This is a genomic window from Methylophilus sp. 3sh_L (assembly GCF_046766015.1).
Classification (GTDB): Bacteria; Pseudomonadota; Gammaproteobacteria; order Burkholderiales; family Methylophilaceae; genus Methylophilus.
The window spans coordinates 15,112-35,324 of sequence record NZ_JBKOUF010000010.1 but is presented as its reverse complement, the minus strand read 5'-3'; the positions used below and the strand labels follow the sequence as shown (position 1 = coordinate 35,324).

16 protein-coding genes, 3 tRNA genes and 1 pseudogene are annotated in these 20,213 nt (G+C 51.0%); 4 read left to right on the top strand and 16 right to left on the bottom strand.

Going from position 1 to position 20,213, the window contains the following annotated elements; all coding sequences use genetic code 11:
- Position 1 precedes the first annotated feature (1 nt).
- From ACIDF8_RS14540 to uvrC, 5 genes are all read right to left on the bottom strand, one after another.
- Positions 2-77: transfer RNA gene (locus ACIDF8_RS14540), tRNA-Gly, on the bottom strand.
- Positions 78-95: 18 nt separating this feature from the next.
- Positions 96-169: transfer RNA gene (locus ACIDF8_RS14535), tRNA-Cys, on the bottom strand.
- A gap of 61 nt (positions 170-230) precedes the next feature.
- A tRNA-Gly gene (locus ACIDF8_RS14530) sits at positions 231-306 on the bottom strand.
- A gap of 106 nt (positions 307-412) precedes the next feature.
- Entirely contained in the window at positions 413-994 is a 582-nt protein-coding gene (pgsA, locus tag ACIDF8_RS14525) for a CDP-diacylglycerol--glycerol-3-phosphate 3-phosphatidyltransferase (RefSeq protein WP_412011329.1), read from the bottom strand.
- Between the two features lie 30 nt (positions 995-1,024).
- The gene (uvrC, locus tag ACIDF8_RS14520; RefSeq protein WP_412011328.1) at positions 1,025-2,824 is read right to left on the bottom strand and encodes an excinuclease ABC subunit UvrC; all 1,800 of its coding nucleotides are present in this window, start codon (positions 2,822-2,824) and stop codon (positions 1,025-1,027) included.
- Positions 2,825-3,027: 203 nt separating this feature from the next.
- On the opposite strand from uvrC, the pseudogene ACIDF8_RS14515 reads away from it, so the two are divergent.
- Both ACIDF8_RS14515 and ACIDF8_RS14510 read left to right on the top strand, forming a co-directional pair.
- Positions 3,028-3,318: pseudogene (locus ACIDF8_RS14515) on the top strand (transposase); the annotation flags it as partial.
- Positions 3,319-3,440: 122 nt separating this feature from the next.
- A complete protein-coding gene (locus tag ACIDF8_RS14510; RefSeq protein WP_412011327.1) occupies positions 3,441-4,133 on the top strand; it encodes a PEP-CTERM sorting domain-containing protein in 693 nt (230 codons plus the stop codon).
- Between the two features lie 471 nt (positions 4,134-4,604).
- Here the strand turns inward: ACIDF8_RS14510 and ACIDF8_RS14505 are convergent, their stop codons facing one another.
- Both ACIDF8_RS14505 and ACIDF8_RS14500 read right to left on the bottom strand, forming a co-directional pair.
- Positions 4,605-4,784 (bottom strand): tautomerase family protein, encoded by a 180-nt coding sequence (locus ACIDF8_RS14505; RefSeq protein WP_018985002.1) that lies wholly within the window; start codon positions 4,782-4,784, stop codon positions 4,605-4,607.
- A 39-nt stretch (positions 4,785-4,823) separates the two neighbouring features.
- On the bottom strand, positions 4,824-5,555 hold the full coding sequence (locus ACIDF8_RS14500; protein ID WP_412011326.1) for a cation diffusion facilitator family transporter: 732 nt from the start codon (positions 5,553-5,555) through the stop codon (positions 4,824-4,826).
- A gap of 106 nt (positions 5,556-5,661) precedes the next feature.
- On the opposite strand from ACIDF8_RS14500, the gene ACIDF8_RS14495 reads away from it, so the two are divergent.
- A complete protein-coding gene (locus ACIDF8_RS14495) occupies positions 5,662-6,498 on the top strand; it encodes a 23S rRNA (adenine(2030)-N(6))-methyltransferase RlmJ (RefSeq protein ID WP_412011325.1) in 837 nt (278 codons plus the stop codon).
- Positions 6,499-6,556: 58 nt separating this feature from the next.
- Here the strand turns inward: ACIDF8_RS14495 and ACIDF8_RS14490 are convergent, their stop codons facing one another.
- Positions 6,557-7,672: a DUF2914 domain-containing protein gene (locus ACIDF8_RS14490; protein WP_412011324.1), complete on the bottom strand. Its 1,116-nt coding sequence runs from the start codon at positions 7,670-7,672 to the stop codon at positions 6,557-6,559.
- A gap of 233 nt (positions 7,673-7,905) precedes the next feature.
- Here ACIDF8_RS14490 and ACIDF8_RS14485 point away from each other — a divergent pair, with 233 nt between their 5' ends.
- Positions 7,906-10,101 carry an ATP-binding protein gene (locus tag ACIDF8_RS14485; RefSeq protein ID WP_412011323.1) on the top strand — a complete coding sequence of 732 codons (2,196 nt, stop codon included), beginning with the start codon at positions 7,906-7,908 and terminating at the stop codon, positions 10,099-10,101.
- A 64-nt stretch (positions 10,102-10,165) separates the two neighbouring features.
- On the opposite strand, the gene ACIDF8_RS14480 is transcribed toward ACIDF8_RS14485, so the two are convergent.
- The 8 genes from ACIDF8_RS14480 to ACIDF8_RS14445 all read right to left on the bottom strand — a co-directional run bounded on the left by ACIDF8_RS14480 (position 10,166) and on the right by ACIDF8_RS14445 (position 20,213).
- Entirely contained in the window at positions 10,166-11,161 is a 996-nt protein-coding gene (locus ACIDF8_RS14480; protein WP_412011322.1) for a crotonase/enoyl-CoA hydratase family protein, read from the bottom strand.
- 254 nt (positions 11,162-11,415) lie between these two features.
- Positions 11,416-13,995 carry a bifunctional aconitate hydratase 2/2-methylisocitrate dehydratase gene (gene acnB, locus ACIDF8_RS14475; RefSeq protein ID WP_412011321.1) on the bottom strand — a complete coding sequence of 860 codons (2,580 nt, stop codon included), beginning with the start codon at positions 13,993-13,995 and terminating at the stop codon, positions 11,416-11,418.
- 222 nt (positions 13,996-14,217) lie between these two features.
- Positions 14,218-14,586, bottom strand: a complete 369-nt coding sequence (locus tag ACIDF8_RS14470; RefSeq protein ID WP_412011320.1) for a hypothetical protein — start codon at positions 14,584-14,586, stop codon at positions 14,218-14,220.
- Positions 14,587-14,663: 77 nt separating this feature from the next.
- Entirely contained in the window at positions 14,664-16,169 is a 1,506-nt protein-coding gene (locus ACIDF8_RS14465) for a fumarate hydratase (RefSeq protein ID WP_412011319.1), read from the bottom strand.
- Between the two features lie 25 nt (positions 16,170-16,194).
- Positions 16,195-17,844, bottom strand: a complete 1,650-nt coding sequence (locus ACIDF8_RS14460; RefSeq protein WP_412011318.1) for an acyl-CoA synthetase — start codon at positions 17,842-17,844, stop codon at positions 16,195-16,197.
- Positions 17,845-18,039: 195 nt separating this feature from the next.
- Positions 18,040-19,170: an HpcH/HpaI aldolase/citrate lyase family protein gene (locus ACIDF8_RS14455; RefSeq protein WP_412011317.1), complete on the bottom strand. Its 1,131-nt coding sequence runs from the start codon at positions 19,168-19,170 to the stop codon at positions 18,040-18,042.
- Positions 19,167-19,457 (bottom strand): succinate dehydrogenase assembly factor 2, encoded by a 291-nt coding sequence (locus ACIDF8_RS14450; RefSeq protein ID WP_412011316.1) that lies wholly within the window; start codon positions 19,455-19,457, stop codon positions 19,167-19,169. The genes ACIDF8_RS14455 and ACIDF8_RS14450 overlap by 4 nt, the downstream gene beginning before the upstream one ends.
- Positions 19,458-19,466: 9 nt before the next feature.
- On the bottom strand, positions 19,467-20,213 hold the full coding sequence (locus tag ACIDF8_RS14445) for a succinate dehydrogenase iron-sulfur subunit (RefSeq protein WP_412011315.1): 747 nt from the start codon (positions 20,211-20,213) through the stop codon (positions 19,467-19,469).

The following is a 20,213-nucleotide window of genomic DNA, read 5'->3' as shown; positions in this document are numbered from 1 at the left end:
TTGGAGCGGGAAACGAGTCTCGAACTCGCGACCTCAACCTTGGCAAGGTTGCGCTCTACCAACTGAGCTATTCCCGCATATTTACTACATGAGACTGGAGGCGCGAGCCGGAGTCGAACCGGCCTAAACGGCTTTGCAGGCCGCGGCATAACCGCTTTGCTATCGCGCCAGAACCAACAACATAAAAACAACTTATGTTAAAAAGGGAAAGCGGCGCTTTCCCCAGAATTTGGAGCGGGAAACGAGTCTCGAACTCGCGACCTCAACCTTGGCAAGGTTGCGCTCTACCAACTGAGCTATTCCCGCGTATTTCCTTACGTCATGTGTCGTAAAGAAGCTGGCATTTTAATGATTTTGAGACCGGTGTCAAGGAAGATTTTGAAAATAATATGTCTTTTTTCGCCTTGCTTTTTTAGATGGTTTCGCGTATCGCCGGCCACGCTGCACGCAGGTAGTAGCCCATAGAGATCAGGGTCAGCAATGCGGCAATGACAATCAGCCATTCCCCCAGCCACTGGATGTTAATGCCAAACAATGGATCGAACCACAGCAGCAGGATGATTGCGACCATTTGTGCGGCGGTTTTGATTTTACCGACCATGGCAACGGCGACATTGGCACTTTTGCCTATGCTGGCCATCCACTCGCGCAAGGCGCTGATGGCAATTTCACGGCCGATGATAATCAGTGCAACAACAGCCCCGACGCGGTGCAACTCCACCAGCACAATCAAGGCGGCGGCCACCATCAGTTTGTCAGCGACCGGGTCTAGAAAGGCGCCAAACTTGGACATTTGATGATATTTACGCGCCCAGTAACCGTCCAGCCAATCGGTAAATGAAGCCAGAATAAATACGCTGGCTGCAGTGAGATTCACCCAGTGTGCTGGCAGGCCGTCGGCAGTGACGGCATTCGCCGGTAAAAAGAAGATACCAACAAACACCGGAATCATCGCGATGCGTAGCAGGGTGAGTATATTGGGGACGTTCCACATGTTTATTTTGCTCGAGGCTGTTGCAATGGCTTAATGCAATCGTTCGTATATGGTTTGTGCCAGTGCCAGGCTAATGCCTTCTACTTGTGCAATCTCGTCTATGCTAGCACTTTTTATTGCATCCAGGCCACCAAATCGCGTCAACAAAGCTTTACGGCGCTTGGCCCCTACCCCTTCAATGTCTTCCAGGCTGGAGCTGATCCGGGCTTTGGCGCGCTTGGCGCGGTGACCGGTAATGGCAAACCGGTGTGCCTCGTCGCGTATTTGTTGCAGTAAGTGCAAACCTGGGTTATCCACGGGCAGATTAAGCATTTCGCCGGTGTCCGAGAAAATCATGGTTTCCAGGCCAGGCTTGCGCTCTTCGCCCTTGGCAATGCCAATCAGCAAAATATCATCCAAACCAACTTCTTGCATGACTTCCATCGCCACGCCCAACTGGCCCTTGCCGCCATCAATAAAAATCAGGTCCGGGCGCTTGCCCTCGCCGGCAGCGACTTTTTTATAGCGACGGGTCAGCACATCCCGCATCGCCGCATAATCATCGCCTGGCGTGATGCCGGTGACGTTATAGCGGCGGTATTCACTGTTTTGCATATCTCCCCGGTCAAACACCACGCAACTGCCCACCGTGGCCTCGCCCATGGTATGGCTGATATCAAAGCACTCAATCCGCTCGGTGTTCTCGGCCAGGTTAAGCGCCTCACGCAACGAGAGCAAACGTGCCTGCTGGTTAGCCGAAGTCGCCAGCCGTTGTTGCAGCGCCAACTCGGCATTGGTCTGCGCCATTTTGAGCCAGACTTTTTTATCGCCAATCGCATTGGTCAGCACGCGGATTTTGCGTTCGGCCTGCTCGCTGAGCATGGTTTCAAACTCGGTTTTGTCGATCTCTGCCCCGCACACCAGCAAAGGCGGCGTGTTTTGCGCCACATAATACTGGGTAATAAACGCCTCTACCGTTTCTACCAGCTCGGCATCCTGCGCATTCTTGGGGAAAAAGCTCTTGTCGCCCAAATGGCGTCCACCACGGATCATCACCAAATTAATGCAGTGCTGGCCCTCAATCTCGGCGCAGGCAATCACATCCGCATCGCTCACGCTAAAGTCACTGACAAACTGCTTAGCCTGCACCTGACGCAAGGCCTGAATACGGTCACGCAACACCGCCGCCTGCTCATACTCCATGGCCTCAGCTGCGGTATTCATCCCATCAGCCAAAGAATCAATCACCTCACTGGTTTTGCCCAGCAAAAACAGCGCCGCGTGACGCACATCACTCGCATAATCTTCTTGGGAAATCAGGTTCACGCACGGCGCCGTACATCGCGCAATCTGATACTGCAAACAAGGCCGTGACCGATTGGCAAACACCGTATTTTCACAGGTGCGCAGCTTAAACACCTTTTGTAGCAACTGTATGCTCTCACGCACCGCAGGCGAGCTGGGAAAAGGCCCAAAATACTGATGCCCCTTGCGCTGCGTGCCTCGGTGAAACGCCAGCCGCGGAAACGCATCGCCTGTCAGGCTAATGTAGGGATAAGACTTATCATCGCGAAACAACACGTTATAACGCGGCATGATGCTCTTGATAAGGTTATTCTCAAGCAGCAACGCCTCAGCCTCAGAGCGCGTCACCGTCGTCTCGATATTGGTAATCTGCGACACCATCATCTTAGTACGCGGACTAGCGAGATTTTTATTAAAGTAACTCGAAACCCGCTTTTTTAAATCTTTGGCTTTACCCACATAGATCACGGTATTTTCCGCATTGAGCATGCGGTAAACGCCTGGCAGGTTTGGAAGGTTTTTCAGGATGGGTTTGGGGTCAAACATCTAAGTATTTTAACATCAGATATTGACTCGAGTTTTAAGCCATTCAACAACGTAAATGCACAATTTATTTTCAATGTGCATAAATTTTGGTTTCAGGTTAAAAGTGAATTACAAGCGCCAAGCTAAAAAGTATTAAATTTTAATAAACGTTTTTGCTCTGCCCCAAAATGTCAGTGTAGAAATGACCGTATCCCCCCAATGACCTGATTGATGGATTGTTGGCGAACTATAAAAAGCCCGAAAATTTAATTGGTGAGAATGGATTGCTCAAACAGATAACCAAAGCCTTGATTGAACGCGCCCTTTAAGCAGAGATGGCCGAACACCTTAGCCACGATAAGCATGAGCCAGTCAAAGAATGCCACTGACAACACCCGTAATGGTAAAAGCCGCAAAAGCCTCAAAGGTGATTTTGGCGAATTGCCTACTAAATCCCCGGAGACCGCGCAGGTAGCTTCGAGCCACAACTGATTCCGAAACATCAAACGCGCTATAAATGGCGGCCCATCTTTGAACCGAGTAAAGCACAATAGTCATATCATCCGATTTACAAGTAAATGTAAGATTGCTAGACTCATGAATAAGAATAATTAACTAAAATTGTGAGAGGTTAAAAATGTTAAGAATAATAACAATAGCTTTCCTGCTATTTTCATTTAGTGTTAATGCAACTGTTTTATGGGACTTTAGTCCAGAAAGTACCGACGGAAAATTATATGGTCCTGATCAATACAACATCTACAATTCATCTTGGTCAAATAATTTTTATAGTCAGCACTACGAACAAATAAATTTCACCAATGACGTTTCTTTGACCGGAGTAGATCTTTACTATTCTCGTTTTGCTTTTATTCCGATTATCGTAGACGGAGATTGGTCGCCATATAAAACTAATTTAATTATTCGTGAGGATCTGAGCGGAACCCCAGGAGAAATCATTGTTTCTGAGAAAGTGCAGTTAACTGGAACAAAGGGACTTGAGAGTGATTTATATGCTTATGTTGAAGCAAAGGGGACAATTATTCGTCCCGTGACGCTCGAAGCTAACAAAAATTACTGGATTTCATTTTATGGGATTCCAACATTAGGAATTATGGATGCTCCTTATGGAAATAATTCTCATAAAGTACTTATCACCGCCTACCCAAATAATCCTTTTGCGCAGTTTAATGGTTACACGACCGTCCAGAGCGACTTAGCCTTTAGACTGTATGGAAATGCTATTTCAGTACCAGTCCCAGAACCGGGTACTTACGCGTTGTTGGTTCTAGGATTGGGTTTACTAAGTTTTACTGCAAGGCGCACATGACAATAGTTTGAATCACAAATACTAAACGAGCCCTGTTTTATGCAGGGCTTTTTCATTTAAATTGGAATAAAAAATCCAAGTCATTACCGTTGAGCCTCATCATGGAATGTGCTCATCTAAGAATAGAATCTGGTACTGATGATTCGTTCTTGTCAGGCCGATGATGGAATGAGGTCTTTGTGCGCGGCTATTATCCTGGCCCGCGTAACCAACACTGATCCGCATCAAGGCCAGAGGCAGTTTAACCCTTTTAAGATATTGAAAACTAGCAGGATGATTGGTGTGATGCTGGGAATATGAAATACAAACAAAAAACACCCGAATTCTCGAGTGTTCAGGTGGGTTTCGCTTGACATCAAGGGGAAGTCCCTCTAGAGATTGGTTAGGCAATTTTTTATAGCCTTATATTTCATAAATTCCACAAACGCAACGTGATTAAAATCTTTCGGTTTTCGTTTCGCTTGCATTGACCTACCCTAAAAGCTCCCCACCAATCGCCCAATCCTCATACTCGACCTCTTCAAACACGATATACGTGTAATTCGCTGGCTTGTGGGCGTGCTTTTGCAATGTTTCAGTAATCTCTTTGGCAATTTGTTTTTTCTGCTCTTTGGTGACTGAGCCTGCTAGTTTCACATTGACATAAGGCATATTGACGCTCCTTCTGTGGTTGGTTAAATGATCTTTAAACTAGTGGTGATGACCGGCTCCACCGCGGAGAATATCGCGGATAAGATTGAGCGTGACCACCAGCAGCAGTACTGAAATCAGGATGGAGAGGATGGGGTCTATGTTCATCCAGCCGGTAAAGTAGATGACTACGCCTGCGGCCACGGCGGTAACAGAGCCGAGCAAGTCGCCTAGCACATGCAGGAATGCGGCACGGTGGTTTAAGTTTTCATCACCACCGTGATGGTGTTGTTGATGATGCATGTGTTTGGCAACAACAACGTTAACCAGTAAGCCTACCAGAGCAATGATGCTGACATAACCGCCTGCGACTGGCCGTGGATTTTGCAGACGCTCGATGGCTTCGTACACAATCCAGCCGGTGACTAGCAGCATGGAGACGGCGTTGATCATGGAGACGCGGCGCTCGGTTTGCTTGGAGGCTGGATGTCCGCTGCGTGCCTGCTGTGCTGCCCACATCGCGAGGCCAAGGGCCAGCACATCAAACAGCATGTGCCAGGCGTCGCTGAGCAAGGCTAGGGATTGCGTCCACCAGCCGCCGACAAACTCGACCACGGTAAAGATGGAAATGGCGAGAAATGGTAGCGAGAACGGGTTACCGTGCTCGTGATCATCATGGCGATGCGCGTGTTCATTGCTGTGATCATGACCGTGATGATCTGCGTGATCGTGACCATAGGGGCAGCGACCAGAAGAGTGAGAATGTTCGTGAGGTGTACGGCTAGGTTTCATGATGGCATGCTAATGCAAATTAGCTGCTTTTCACAATAGCTTATCCGACATAAAACAGTCTCTTTTGAAAAATCTGGGATAATGCTGGCTTGTAGAGAAAATCATCATGTTAAGTTACAGACACGCCTTTCATGCTGGCAATCATGCCGACGTTTTAAAACACTGGATATTCAGCCTGGTGCTGGATTATTTTAACCAGAAAGATAAGCCTTACTGGGTGGTTGATACCCATGCCGGCGCTGGGCTGTATCGTCTGGATAGCAGCGTGGCAAATAAAACGGCGGAATACGTAGATGGCATTTTGCGTTTGCAGCAAAGCCAGGCGCCTGAGCCTTTTCAGGTCTATCTCGAGGCTGTTGCCGCGGCAAATAAAGATCAGCAGATGCTTTACCCGGGCTCACCCTGGCTGGCCAGTCATTTGATCAACCCGGTGGATAAATTGCGCTTGTTTGAGCTGCATCCGGCTGATGCTGTTTTGCTGGAGCAGCAGTTTGCAGCGCAAAAGCGGCAAATCGCGATTCAGCAGAAAGATGGCTTTGAGGGCATCAAGGCTTGCTTGCCGCCACCGACCAAACGCGGGATCGTGCTGATTGATCCGCCTTATGAAGTCAAAGATGATTACTCACGCGTGGTGGAGTGTATTAAAGACAGCCTGAAGCGCTTTGCTACCGGGACCTACCTTATTTGGTATCCCCGCTTGCAACGCCCAGAACCGCAGCAAATGATAGACAAGCTGCGCCGCCTGGACACCGACTTTTTGCATGTGACTTTGGATGTTGAAGCGCCGTCAGCCGATGGTTTTGGCATGTTTGGCAGTGGCATGTGGGTGATTAACCCGCCGTGGACCTTGCGCCAAACGGTGGAGCCGCACTTGCCATGGCTGGCACAAATATTAGCGCAAGATGCTGGGGCACAGGCCAGTTGCGAAGGCCGGCAACGTTAAGGACGTTTATCTAAACGCCATTGCAGGAAACGCCTGAATCATCAACTAAACATCTAGGCTAATAACGAATCCTGACGCGTCTATGGGTATCCGGCGCTTGCACGATAGACACCGTGAATTGATGGCTGGCGATGGTTTGCCTGTTACCTGTCTGGATACGTACCCGCCACTCCCCTGCCGTGAGATTGGTTTTATAAGTGTAGCCACGGTAACCACTGTCTCGCCCGCCGGTCAATGAAAAGCCAGGTGTGGATACACTCACCCACTGGTCGCCTTGTTTTTTTTGCCAATCGTGTACGAGCCGGGTTTTGAGGCCTTGCGGTGCGAAGATAGCAGAAAAACACACTAGCCGTTGCCCAGCCTGCAAGTAAAAATGGTCGGTATCCACCCGCCAGAACTGCCACCAGGGAGATTTCTCCACCGTCATCCAATAGCCTTGCGGTGACTTCTCCAAATCATAAGCCACGACCACTGCCTGTTTAACCAACGGGACAGGCGGAATCATATCTTCGCGGTAAGCCAGCATCAGTAACCCGGCGATCACCCACACTGGCCAGATTCTGCCTCTATGATGCGGCGCGCGCTGGTAAAGCACATAGGTGATGGTCGCCCCCAGCAAGGTACTCAGGTAAAACCACGCCGCATGCACACTGCCGAACAAAAAAGGGAAGGCAAAGTTACACCAGAGGATGGAGCACAGGCCAAACATACTCCAGCACAAACTCAGGCGCCGGTATTCGCTCTCAAGAAACTCGTTGGCGACCAGCAAGGCACCCAATATCAGGGTAATAATCCACGCCACCCCTTCGCTGGAGCTTTTAAAATAGAGGATAAACAGGGCGCTGAGCAGGCTGCCAAACAAAAACTGCAATACCCAGTAAGGCCAATCGTGCACTGGCCAGCGCGTGACTTTGTGCTGCACCCATTGGAAGCTCAATAGCCGCTCGCCCAATCGCCTGATCGCGGAGGATGGTTCGGCCAGCTGGTACATCAGGATGGCGGCCACCAGCAAATATAAGGCAAAAATGACCATGTCGGACATAGCGACTTTTTTGCCTATGGTAATCGCATCCCAGACAAAGCCACCGACAAAAAAGAAGATAGGCAACACCATGCGGCTACGGGCGAGCCAACGTGACCATCTTGAAGGGGCTGGCGCTTGATCAGTCATCATTCATTACACTTTCTACTTCGGCCATCAGACAGCATCTCGTATCAGGGCGGTATTTTGCGCATAGCAATGGCAAAACACAATCTTATTTTGCACGGCCAAAAAGTAAACTTACTTTGATAATCAAACTCGCCCTGTTAAACTTTAAGTTATCTTAAGAAAAAGCCGTTAACTATCAATAAAGTTGAGCTTTTCATTAATTAATCATTGGCTAATACCCTGATATCCCATCAAACATGCGTACCCTAGTAAAGCAGTTGGTGTACAAAGTAAGCGAGATCAAATCTGTCAGTTATGAAACTGAGCAGGCGCTGATCCGCGTGCTATTTGTCAGCATGATCACGCTTTACTTGCTCATTAACCGCAGCAGTTTTGAACCGGTATTGCTGTGCCTGATTTATCTGGGTTTTGGCTTTTTGATGTTGTATAATATTTTGCGCAACCCGGCAAAAAACGAAAAACGGCAATGGACCGCCATGCTGATGGACATCACGGCGACCTCTTTGGAGCAAATGATTTCCGGGGCGATGGCAGGCGTGTTTATCGGGATTTACCTGTGGCTGATTATTGGCTACGGCTTGCGCTACGGCACCAAGTTTTTCAAAGGCTGTTACCTGCTGAGCCTGGTGGGGTTTAGCCTGACCTTATATTTAAACCCCTACTGGATACAACATCAGCATTTGGCTTACGGTTTTTTACTGACACTGCTGCTGATCCCCCCCCATGCATTACGCCTGTTAGTCAGCCTGGAGAAAGCCACCAAAGAGGCGGATCAGGCTAGCGAGGCAAAAACCAACTTTCTCTCCAATATTAGCCATGAAATGCGGACCCCGCTCAATGGCATTATCGGCGCCAGTGAACTTCTGGCACAGACCAAGCTGGACCGCAAACAGTCCGAGCTGCTGACCATGGTGGGGGCCTCCGCCACCAGCCTCAAAAAGCTGATTAATGATGTGCTGGATATCAGCAAGATTGAAAAAGGCAAAGTGGATCTTGAACAAATTGCTTTTTACATGCCGGACCTGATCAAACGCCTGCATCTGGTGTTTCAACTTGAGGTAGAGCGCAAGCAGCTGTGGCTGAAGTTCAATCTGGCGCCCGAAGCAGAGCGGCATTTCCTGGGCAGCATGCATCACCTGGAGCAAATCTTGACCAACCTGATCGCCAATGCGATTAAATTTACCCAGCAGGGTGGCGTCGAGGTGACCGTGAATGAACTGCAACACTATGCCAACCGCAGCCTGTTGCGTTTCACCATCAAAGATACCGGCATTGGCATCAAAGCCGAAGCCCTGCCCCTCATTTTTGACAGTTTCACCCAAGCCGATAGCAGTATTACCCGGCGCTATGGCGGTAGCGGGCTGGGGACAACCATCGCCAAGCAATTGGTGGAGGTCATGGGCGGCAGCATCAGCGTCACCAGTAAAGAAAATGCCGGAACGGTGTTTGAAGTGACGCTGCCACTGTCACATGCCAGCGCGCCCAGTGTTGACCGCAGCACCGAAATCAACCTTGATAATGCCTCCAATGTGGTGCCTTTAAGCAGCCACACACGTTTCCGCAAAAAAATACGGGTACTGATTGCCGATGACAATGTCGTCAACCGCCTGATCCTGAATGAAACCTTGCAAAAAATGCATTGTGTGGTCAAATCGGTTGATAACGGTAATGCCGCCCTCGATACACTGGAACAGCATCAGTTTGACCTGATGATCCTCGATTACAACATGCCGGAAATGAATGGCCTGGAAGTCTTCCGGATTTATCATGCATTGCCTGGCAGCCAGCCCATCCGTACCGTGATCCTGACGGCAGACGCGACCAAAACCACCCAGGACCGTTGTTTGCGCGCTGGCGTTTATCAGGTATTGACCAAGCCGGTCGTCTCCCGCCAAATCCAAACCCTGATTGAAGCGATTGCAAGCACCCTGGACACGCAAGCAGGCGCAGAAGCGCTACCTACGACAACCACTGCCACTGCCAGAAAACGTGGAAAACAGGCCGCTGCAGCCGCCACAGAAACACCTGTTGCTGCAGAAAGCATCCCGACCATTACGCCAATGACTGAGCCGTTACTGGATCAGGATCGTATGGCGCATTTGCTCAAGCTTGGTGGCAGTGAGGCATTTTTAAACAAGCTCATCCGCGAGTTTATTGAAAGCACAGACGACCTGATCCGCGAATTGGGCAAACAATGCATGGACCTCAACTTTGCACAAGTCCATAAACTGGCGCATAGCCTGGCCGGGGAATCTGCCAATATGGGACTGATTCCATTGAGTAAACTCAGCCGTCGCCTGCTCGGGCTAGACATGAAGGATGCACCGGCGATTTCCTTGCTATATCAAGCGGTTGCAGATTGCTACGAAGAAACCCGTGGCCAGCTCATACAGCAACGCGACAAGCTGAGCAGCAAACGTTCCAAAAAATAGCCTGGCAATCACGCGCTTCATTGCCCTGAAAACCGCCGGGCATCCTTACCGATCAAGGCCACTCCTATTGGTTCACAACACGGTCAAGCGCTACTGTAAACGCATCTTCCTGGATAGAGTCGTTCAGTTGATCTTGCTGCAAAGCCTGTATTTGCCTCTCATCCACTGCTGGAAACAGCCGTGACTGCGCACGGTAAAAACGGTCCATCACCTTGAGGTCGCGCTCAGTGAGCTGCAGGGCATTATCCACCCAAATTTGCACAATCGCCAGCAACTCATCGTAAGTGAGTGGGTGAATTTTCTCCTTGGCTTTTTGCGCGGATAAAAAGCCGGCGGCGTGTTTGTTATTCTTATCAATAAAGGTACGCACGGCCTCTTCCCCCTCCCCGGTTTCGACGACAATATCAATCAGCCCCATTTGCAGGCACTCTTCAGCCGTATAGCGCTCACAGCCCATGATCATCTTGTCGGCAACGGCCATGCCAGCTTTACGCGCAATCAGGCTGTACGCCCCCATGCCAGGAATCATATTAAAGAACAGCTCTGGAAAGCAAAACACAGCTTGCCGCTCTGCGATCAACACATCACTGGTTAAGGCCGCTTCTATCCCTGCCCCCAATACCTCCCCTTGCAGAAGCGATATTTTGGTGACATTCGGTAGCTGGAACCGGAAAGCCCGTTGCGCCACCACGTCGATACTGAGCTTGGCATAGGCTTGCAGCTGCGCCCTATCTTGCTGCCGGATGGCCGCTGCCATTTTCTGCAAATCTCCCCCCATATTGAAATAGCCGGGTGTCGCCGAGGCAAAAACGGAATATCGGATCGGCAAGGTCTGGCCAGGTCCGGTTTGTACATAGCCGTCACTCAGTTCGATATCCGTATGATGGGCATAGAGGTCATGCAACAAGGACTGATTAATGCATGGGATGCGTTGTGGTTGAGAAAGATACGACCAAAGTGCTTGTGATTTTTCATCATAACGGCAATATACCTGGCCGTAATCATGGGCAAGCAAGCGTTGTTGAGGCAGGTAAGGCAGAGTTTGTTCGCACGATTTCATGGGTTTCTCCTTGGATATTGGCAATCTGTTTCACCAATGGATGGCTGTAACAGCCCCAGCCATCATTGCTCACAGCCAATACATCATAATCAAAACAAACCACCATGGAAGGTCACCATGACCGCTTTTACAGTTGCAAGCAAATGTGCACCTTGAAAAACAACAACCGCTAAAAGCGGGTGGGCATCAACACGCAAACAGGCAAAAAGAAAGGGGACTAACGCCCCCTGAGTGACTCTTCGCGATTAACGCTTTTATGCAGTTTCTTTAATCGGAATAATTTTCTTGCTGTTCTCCAATGAAGCTGCATATTGCGTCATCTGGTTGAAGTTAAGGTATTTATAAATCTCGGCCGTATTGGTCAGCTTGCTCCCCAAGGTGTCCATATACTCCTGCATGGTCGGCATGCGGCCCAGCTTGGCGCATACTGCCGCCAACTCGGCAGAGCCCAGATACACGCGTGCATCTTTGCCCATGCGGTTATCAAAGTTACGGGTAGACGTCGAGAACACGGTTGCCTTGTCTGCCACGCGTGCCTGGTTACCCATGCACAGTGAACAGCCTGGCACTTCGGTACGCGCCCCTGCCACGCCAAAGGTGGAGTAGACTCCTTCCGCGCGCAGCTGTGCTTCGTCCATGCGGGTGGGTGGTGCGATCCACAAGCGGGTTGGGATACCGCCTGCGCCTTCAAGCACCTTGCCTGCGGCACGGTAATGGCCAATATTAGTCATGCAGCTACCGATAAACACTTCATCAATCTTGTCACCTACCACGGCAGACAGGGGTTTGATGTCATCCGGGTCATTCGGGCAGGCCACCAATGGCTCTTTGATTTCGTTGAGGTCAATCTCGATGACGTGTGCGTACTCGGCATCACTGTCAGGCTGCAACAGCTCCGGTTTCTCCAGCCAGGCCTTCATGCTGGCAATGCGGCGCTCCAGCGTGCGTGCATCCGCATAACCGTTTTCGATCATGTTCTGCATCAGCACGATATTGGAATTGAGGAATTCAATCACCGGCTCTTTGTTCAGCAGCACCGTGCAACCGTTAGCGGAACGCTCTGCCGAGGCATCCGCCAGCTCAAATGCCTGCTCAACTTTGAGATCTGGCAAGCCCTCAATTTCAAGCACACGGCCGTTAAATACGTTTTTCTTGCCTTGTTTGCCTACGGTCAATGTGCCTTCCTGGATGGCGGCATAGGGAATCGCATTCACCAGGTCGCGCAGCGTAATGCCAGGCTGCATTTCGCCCTTAAAGCGCACCAAGACCGACTCAGGCATATCCAGCGGCATGGCGCCAGTTGCTGCCGCAAACGCCACCAGACCTGAGCCGGCCGGGAAGCTGATGCCGATCGGGAAGCGGGTATGCGAATCCCCCCCGGTACCCACGGTATCGGGCAGAATCATGCGGTTGAGCCAGGAGTGGATCACCCCATCGCCAGCGCGCAAGCTGACGCCGCCACGGCTGGACATAAACTCTGGCAGCTCATGTTGCAATTTAATATCGACTGGCTTTGGATAGGCCGCGGTGTGGCAGAAGCTCTGCATCACCAGATCAGCACTGAAGCCTAGGCAAGCCAGTTCTTTCAGCTCATCACGCGTCATGCCGCCAGTGGTATCTTGGGACCCAACCGTGGTGGCTTTTGGCTCGCAATAGGTGCCAGGGCGCACGCCTACCCCTTCTGGCAAACCACAGGCACGGCCCACCATTTTTTGTGCCAGCGTATATCCCTTGCCGGTATCTTTGGCAGGCACAGATTTAATAAAGAGATCGGATTCACCCAAGCCTAGCGCTTTGCGCGCATTTGAAGTTAAGCCCCGGCCAATAATCAGCGGAATGCGCCCCCCCGCGCGAACTTCGTCCGCCAGCGTTACCGGGTTCATTTCAAAGGTAGCGAGCACCTCACCGACCTCAGACAACACTTTGCCTTCAAACGGTTTGATGACAATCACATCGCCTGTATTGAGTTTGGAAACGTCACACTGAATCGGCAAGGCACCAGAGTCTTCGGCTGTGTTAAAGAAAATAGGCGCAATCTTGCTGCCAATCACTACGCCGCCCGTGCGTTTGTTCGGGATAAACGGAATATCGTCGCCCATCCACCATTGCACGGAGTTGATGGCAGATTTACGTGAAGACCCTGTCCCCACCACATCGCCGACATAGGCCAAAGGCAGGCCTTTTTGCTTGAGCCCCTCAATCACTTTGAGGCCATCAGACATGCGGTTAACCAGCATGGCCTTGGCATGCAACGGGATATCGGGACGGCTCCAGGCATCTTGTGCCGGACTCAAGTCGTCGGTATTGGTTTCACCATCCAGCTTGAACACCACTACTTTGATCTCTTCTTTAAGCGCGGGCTTGCTGGTAAACCATTGTGCCTCTGCCCAGGCTTGCATCAAGGCTTTGGCATGCGTGTTACCAGCCTTCATTTTGGCATCCACATCGTGGAAGGCATCAAACATCAGGATGGTGGTCGATAAGGCTTTGACCGCATGTGCAGCCATGGGCGTGTCAAGCAACGCCACCAATGCCTGTACGTTATAGCCGCCCAACATGGTCCCTAGCAGTTCAACCGCTTTTTCTGCACTCACCAAGGGCGAGCTGGCTTTACCGTTGGCCACATCCGCCAAAAAAGCGGCTTTCACATATGCCGCCTGGTCTACACCAGCGGGGATACGGTTTTCAAGCAAGTTGACCAACAAGGCTTCTTGCCCGGCAGGCGGCGATTTTAACAATTCGACCAGGGCGGCAACTTGTTCAGCGTTGAGTGGTAAGGGAGGAAGTTTTTGCGCAGCGCGCTCTTTCACGTGGGTGTCGTATGCTTGTAACATGATGTGTAGGCTCTATTAATAAATCAAATTTGGGCAATAAAACAAACTTGGACAATAAAACGAAAGTCGGGGAATGGGCCAATGTTAACCACAGGCCGCGAGGCATTCTTTTGATTTGATTATAATGCACTCCCTGCGCCAGAATGTTAACTGCTTGTAACATTCTGGCAATTGATCAAAATGACAGCCTTTGTCAGCATCAAAACAACACTGTGAATGCTGTCAGCGCGTACTGTCTCCGTAGAGTTGCTTGGCAAACGGCGTACTGCAACTTTTACCACTTGCCGAGGACTCCCATTTATCCAGTAATTCTTTCTGGTAGCCTTTGCCATGCTGCTTTTCAAGATACGCACGGACTTCAAACACATCAGCAAAGCCATTGTGGTCACTGTCCATCAAGACCACCTGGTCTTCTAAACTCGGGCCGGCATATTGACCAGTACTGTCGGTAAAATATTCCAGTGCCGACTCTGCCCGCGCTTGACTGGCAACAGTCAGCACCAGGCCGGTCAACAAACCCAGCGCAGTCACAACTTTAACCTTCGCTGTCACCGTACGCTTTGCTCTATTTGCATTTAAAGCTTTTATCATACTCACCCCCATCTGGCTCTTAGTTGTAAGACGTAGTGTTTAACAAATCGTGCGCAGGTTCTGTGATTGAAAGCACACTAAATCGCTTTTAAAGCGATCTTCTTTTGCCATAACGCTGGGCCACTCTTGTGGGCAGAATCCCCATCGGCGCTGACCGCCACCGTGACCGGCATATTTTCCACCTCAAACTCGTAAATGGCTTCCATGCCCAAATCCGCAAAGGCCAGCACGCGTGCGTGTTTGATGGCTTTGCTCACCAGGTAAGCTGCCCCGCCAACGGCCATCAGGTAGACAGATTTGTGTTTGGCAATCTCGACCAGTGCTTCTTCACCGCGTTCGGCCTTACCTATAGAGCCCAGTAAACCAGTATTGAGCATCATATCCGTATAGCTATCCATACGTGTTGCCGTGGTCGGGCCGGCTGGGCCTACCGCCTCATCCCGTACGGCGTCCACCGGGCCAACATAGTAGATAAACTTATTGGTGAAATCGACTGGCAAGGGCTCGCCTTTGGCCAGCATGGTTTGTATCCGTTTATGCGCCGCATCGCGGCCGGTCAGAATCTTGCCAGTCAGTAACAGGGTGTCCCCGGTTTGCCAGCGCTGCGTTTCTTCCCGCGTCACGGTATCCAGATTGACGCGCTTGGCCTGTGGACTTGGCGCCCAGTGCACATCTGGATAAACCTCGGGCCGGGGCGGTGTCAGTACGGCCACCCCTGAACCATCCAACGTAAAGTGTACATGGCGCGTGGCAGCACAGTTGGGGATAATCGCCACTGGCAAACTGGCCGCATGTGTGGGGTAGTCAAGGATTTTAACATCCAGCACTGTGGTCAAGCCGCCCAGGCCCTGGGCTCCAATGCCCAGGCGATTAACCTTCTCATACAACTCCAGCCGCAATTCTTCAATGCGGTTTTGCGGGCCTCTCGCCTGTAGCGCCTGAATATCAATCGGCGCCATCAGTGACTCTTTAGCTAACAACATGGCTTTTTCAGCGCTGCCGCCGATGCCGATGCCCAGCATGCCTGGCGGACACCAGCCAGCCCCCATTTCGGGGACCACTTCCAATACCCAGTCTACGATGCTTTCATTGGGGTTTAACATCGCCAGTTTGGATTTATTCTCGGAGCCGCCCCCCTTGGCCGCGACTTGCACTTCGACCTTGTCGCCCGCCACCATTTCGACATGGGTAATCGCTGGCGTATTATCTTTGGTATTTTTGCGCGCCCCGGCCGGATCGTTGACGATGGAAGCCCGCAGGGTATTGTCGGGATGCAGGTACGCGCGGCGCACACCTTCATTGACCATGGCTTCCAGCGTCATGTCGCCTTCAAACCTTGCATGCATACCGACCTTGATAAACGCCACCACAATGCCGGTATCCTGACAGAGCGGCCGTTTGCCTTCTGCACACATGCGTGAGTTGGTCAAAATCTGCGCAATCGCATCTTTGGCCGCTGCCGATTCCTCACGGGCATAAGCCGCCGCCAGCGCCTGGATATAATCTTCCGGATGATAGTAGGAGATATATTGCAAGGCATCTGCAATGCTCTCAATAAAGTCTTGGGTTTTAATCACGGCCATGTTTTGGGTCTTTCAGGCGGGCGTTTTAGCGCGCATTGCTTTTCTGGTAAGCAATGGCAGGGCTGACATCTTTACGCAAGATTTTACCATTTTTAGTGCGTGGAAACTCCTTAGCCAGGTAGACGGTTTTCGGCGCCTTGTATGCCGCCAAATGCTGTTTTCCGAAACTCATCAACTCTTCTGGCGCAATCTCGGCATCCGGCTTTGGAATCACATAAATCACCACCAGCAGTTTGTCTTTTTCAATCTCTTCGCCCACGGCTGCGCAATCGGCCACGGCGGGATGGCCTTTGTAGACACGCTCGATTTCATAAGGTGACACGCGGTAGCCAAAGCTCTTGATAATGTCATCTTTGCGGCCCAAAAACCAGAGATAGCCATCGGCATCATATTTGGCGTAGTCGCCGGTAAAGAAATAGCCATCATGCTTGTATTTGCTGGTCTCTTCCGGCAAGTTCCAGTAATTGAGGAATAAGCCAGGATCATTATCTGGCACACTGATCATGCCCTCCTCGCCTTCGGTCACAGGTTCACGGGTATCTGGATTGAGCAACACAATCTGATGACCAGGTTGCGGAAAACCGGCAGAACCCGCGCGGATCGGCCGGTAGACACTTTGTGACAGGTAATAAGAAAACTCACTCATCCCCACCGCTTCATAAATATCCAATCCAAAACGCTCGCGCCATTGCGTCAACACTTCGTCAGACAAATGTTCACCCGCGCTCATAAAATGGCGCACACTGGGGATATCTGCTTGGGCGGCCGTGGTTTTTTGCAGCAACTGGCGGTAAATGGTCGGCACACCAATAAAGATGGTGGCTTTGTGTTTGGCGATCAAATCCAGCCATTTCTGCGCATCGTTTTTGCCCTCATGCACAATCACGGTTTTACCCAGGTATAACGGATCCATCAGGCCAGTACCCAGCACATAGGTCCAGTTAAACTTACCGGAATGCATGATGCGGTCTTGCATGCTGTCACTATAATTAAACCAGTATTTTGCCGCTGGCTGGCGGCCCAACAAAGCACGGTGCGCATGCAGCACGCCTTTAGGGTAACCCGTAGTGCCTGAGGTATACACCAGGTATGCCGGATCTTCTGCCCGCGTGGCATAGGCGGGCTCAGCATCGGTCACATTCGCCAGGGCAGCTTCCAGTGACAACACATTCAACCCATCCACTGGCGTGACTGCCCCAGACAATTGAGTCAGCAACACGTGTTTAAGATTTGGAGTGTGCGCGATATTCTGCTGCATTTTGGCAGACATCGCCTGCCAGGCAGCCGCGTCGGTCACCAGCACGACCGCGCCGGAATCCTTAGCCAGATACGCCACTTCTTCGGCCGTCAACAATGTAGAGGTCGGCACGGAAATCGCCCCGGTTTTCATGGTGCCAAGAAAAGCCGTCGGGTAATCCAGGCTGTTAGGCAGGCGAATCAACACCCTATCGCCGGGGTTGACAGCTAATCCACGCAACACCTGCGCAAAACCGTCTGTCCTGGCAGCTAATTCAGTAAAGGTAATAGTACTGGTGCCAAACGTGTCGTCTTCCACAATCATGGCAATTTCATCGGCTTGGGGACTCCCCAAGTGGCGGTCACTACAAGCCACCCCGATATTGAAAAACTCAGGGATGTCCCATTGCCATTGTGGATAAGGGGCTAACTGTGTCATGTTCAAACCTTTCATTCTTTATTTCAACCATGGGTAAATGGTTGAATTTGCATTTGTTCTTTTGGAACAAACGTGCCAAAAATTTCAGATTTGCTTTTAAGACTAGGCGCCCGGAACGCAGAAACCGGAATGTACTGAACGTACATGAGGATTTCTAGTACCGCGCAACAACGTATTAAAAGCAAAGATAAATTTTCATAATAAGATGCCGTAGGGCCAGTTTTGTCTTACCACTTGCGCCGGCATCAACTGCAATACATGCAAGGCAAACTCCATATCGCTGACCTTAAGCGCGCGCAAGGCATGGGCCCTCAGCAGCGTTTGCAACGCTTTCCCAAACATCGGCGGATCCAGCATCTCGCCCTCGAACTTGATTGCGCCACCCAGCAAGGCATCGGCTTCAATGGCCGCTTTCAAAATCGACACTTTCTGGTTGATTTCAGTCGGTGACGGCGTATAAGCGGTTTTACACAGATGAATATGGCCAGGGTGAATGACCTGCTTGCCGGTCAGGCCCATGGCCGCTTCCTGGCAGGCGTGCTTGTACACCACACGCGACTCGTTATCGCCATGCAAATCCAGCCAGCGGCGCACGTCGTGCGGCTCGACAAATTTGTCCGGCATGATATTGCTACCAATCAGGGTTTCCACGCCGCCGATGACGCCTTTACCGGCGATCCTGGCTTCAAAAATCAACTGGTTGATAAAGTAAAACAACTCTTCAATCCAGTGCTCGGGCGTGATATGAATCCCCAGTGCTTTGGAGAAGTCATGAATACCAAACACCACATGTTTCACGGTGTCGTATTGCATCAGTTCTGGCGCAATCTTGAGCGATTTCGGGTGTTCGATAATCGGCTGTATGGTGATCTGCGGGTTGATACTCAGCAAAAAGCTGGACAGGTCACGTACCTCAGCGGCACCATAAGACTCGCCTGCCTTGGCCAGCATGACAACGTCAATGAACTCGCCCATATCACGCACCAGTTTCATGTCTTCTTCGTACTCATCGGTACGGAAGGAGTTGGCACGGATAGCAATGGTGACGCGCTCATTGACCTTGCGCAGTTTGGGTAACTCCTGGCGCAGCAAGGTACGGCTCATTTCTTTTTGCCGACAGCCGTCTTCCAAGTCAAAAATCAGCGTATGCGCATTGGTAAAGTGCGCATGCTTGACCATGCGGTTGGCTGCCTGCTCCATATCCTCATAAATACCAAGGCTGGGTGCATACTTGACCGGTGGGTAATACAGCTGTATGCCCGGCCAGTAATCTCCCAACGCACTGGCGTCCAGTGCAATTGGCTCTTCTCCCATATGCTGACTCATCTGGTTTCCTGTTCTGCCGTGGGTCGGCTCGCACTCAATTTTTGAAGAAGGGCTGCCGTTGGTTTAAGGTCACCGGTCGGGGCTTTTACGCCCTGAATCAAGTCCCAAAACACGTTATCTGGCAGTTCCAGCAAGGCATCCAGTTGCTCCATTTCTGCCAGTGTCAGGCTGCCAAATTGCTCACTGACAAAGCGTTGCAACACGATATCGAGTTCCAGCATGCCGCGGCGGCAACGCCAGGTCAGTCGCCGCTGTTCGGCGTCACGTAAAATTTCAGCATTCAGCATGGCACCCCCCTATAACACTTTGATCCCAAAGATTTTCTTGCCTGGCTTGCTGTCCTGATGCGCCTTAGCTTTTTCGATCTTGAGGTCTTTAATAGCGGCAATCGCCGCGTTTGGATTGAGTTTTTTCGGGCAGACATCGGTACAGTTCATAATGTTGTGGCAACGATACAAACGGTAAGGGTCTTCCAGATTCTCCAGCCGAGCGTCCTGCTCCTGATCACGGCTGTCGGCAATAAAGCGGTAGGCCTGCATCAACCCAGCCGGACCGACAAACTTGTCCGGGTTCCACCAGAAGCTGGGGCAAGAAGTGGTACACGCCCCGCACAAAATACATTCATACAAGCCATCGAGCTTGGCGCGGTCTTCTGGGCTTTGCAGGCGCTCGGTTTCAGGCGGCGCATCATGGTTTTGCAAATAGGGCATCACCGAGTGGTAGTTATCAAAGAACTGCGTCATATCCACCACCAGGTCGCGGATCACCGGCAAACCAGGCATGGGCCGCAATACCACAGGCTCTTGCAGGTCACTCAGTTTGGTAATGCAGGCGAGGCCGTTCTTGCCATTGATATTCATGGCGTCACTGCCACAGACCCCTTCACGGCAGGACTTACGCATACTGAGCGTTTCGTCCAGCTCTTTAATCCGCATCAAGGCGTCCAATAACATCTGATCACTGTCTTCCAGCTGGACTTCGTAGTCCTGCATATAGGGTTTTTTGTCTACGTCGGGATTAAACCGGTAAATAGAGAAGCGCAT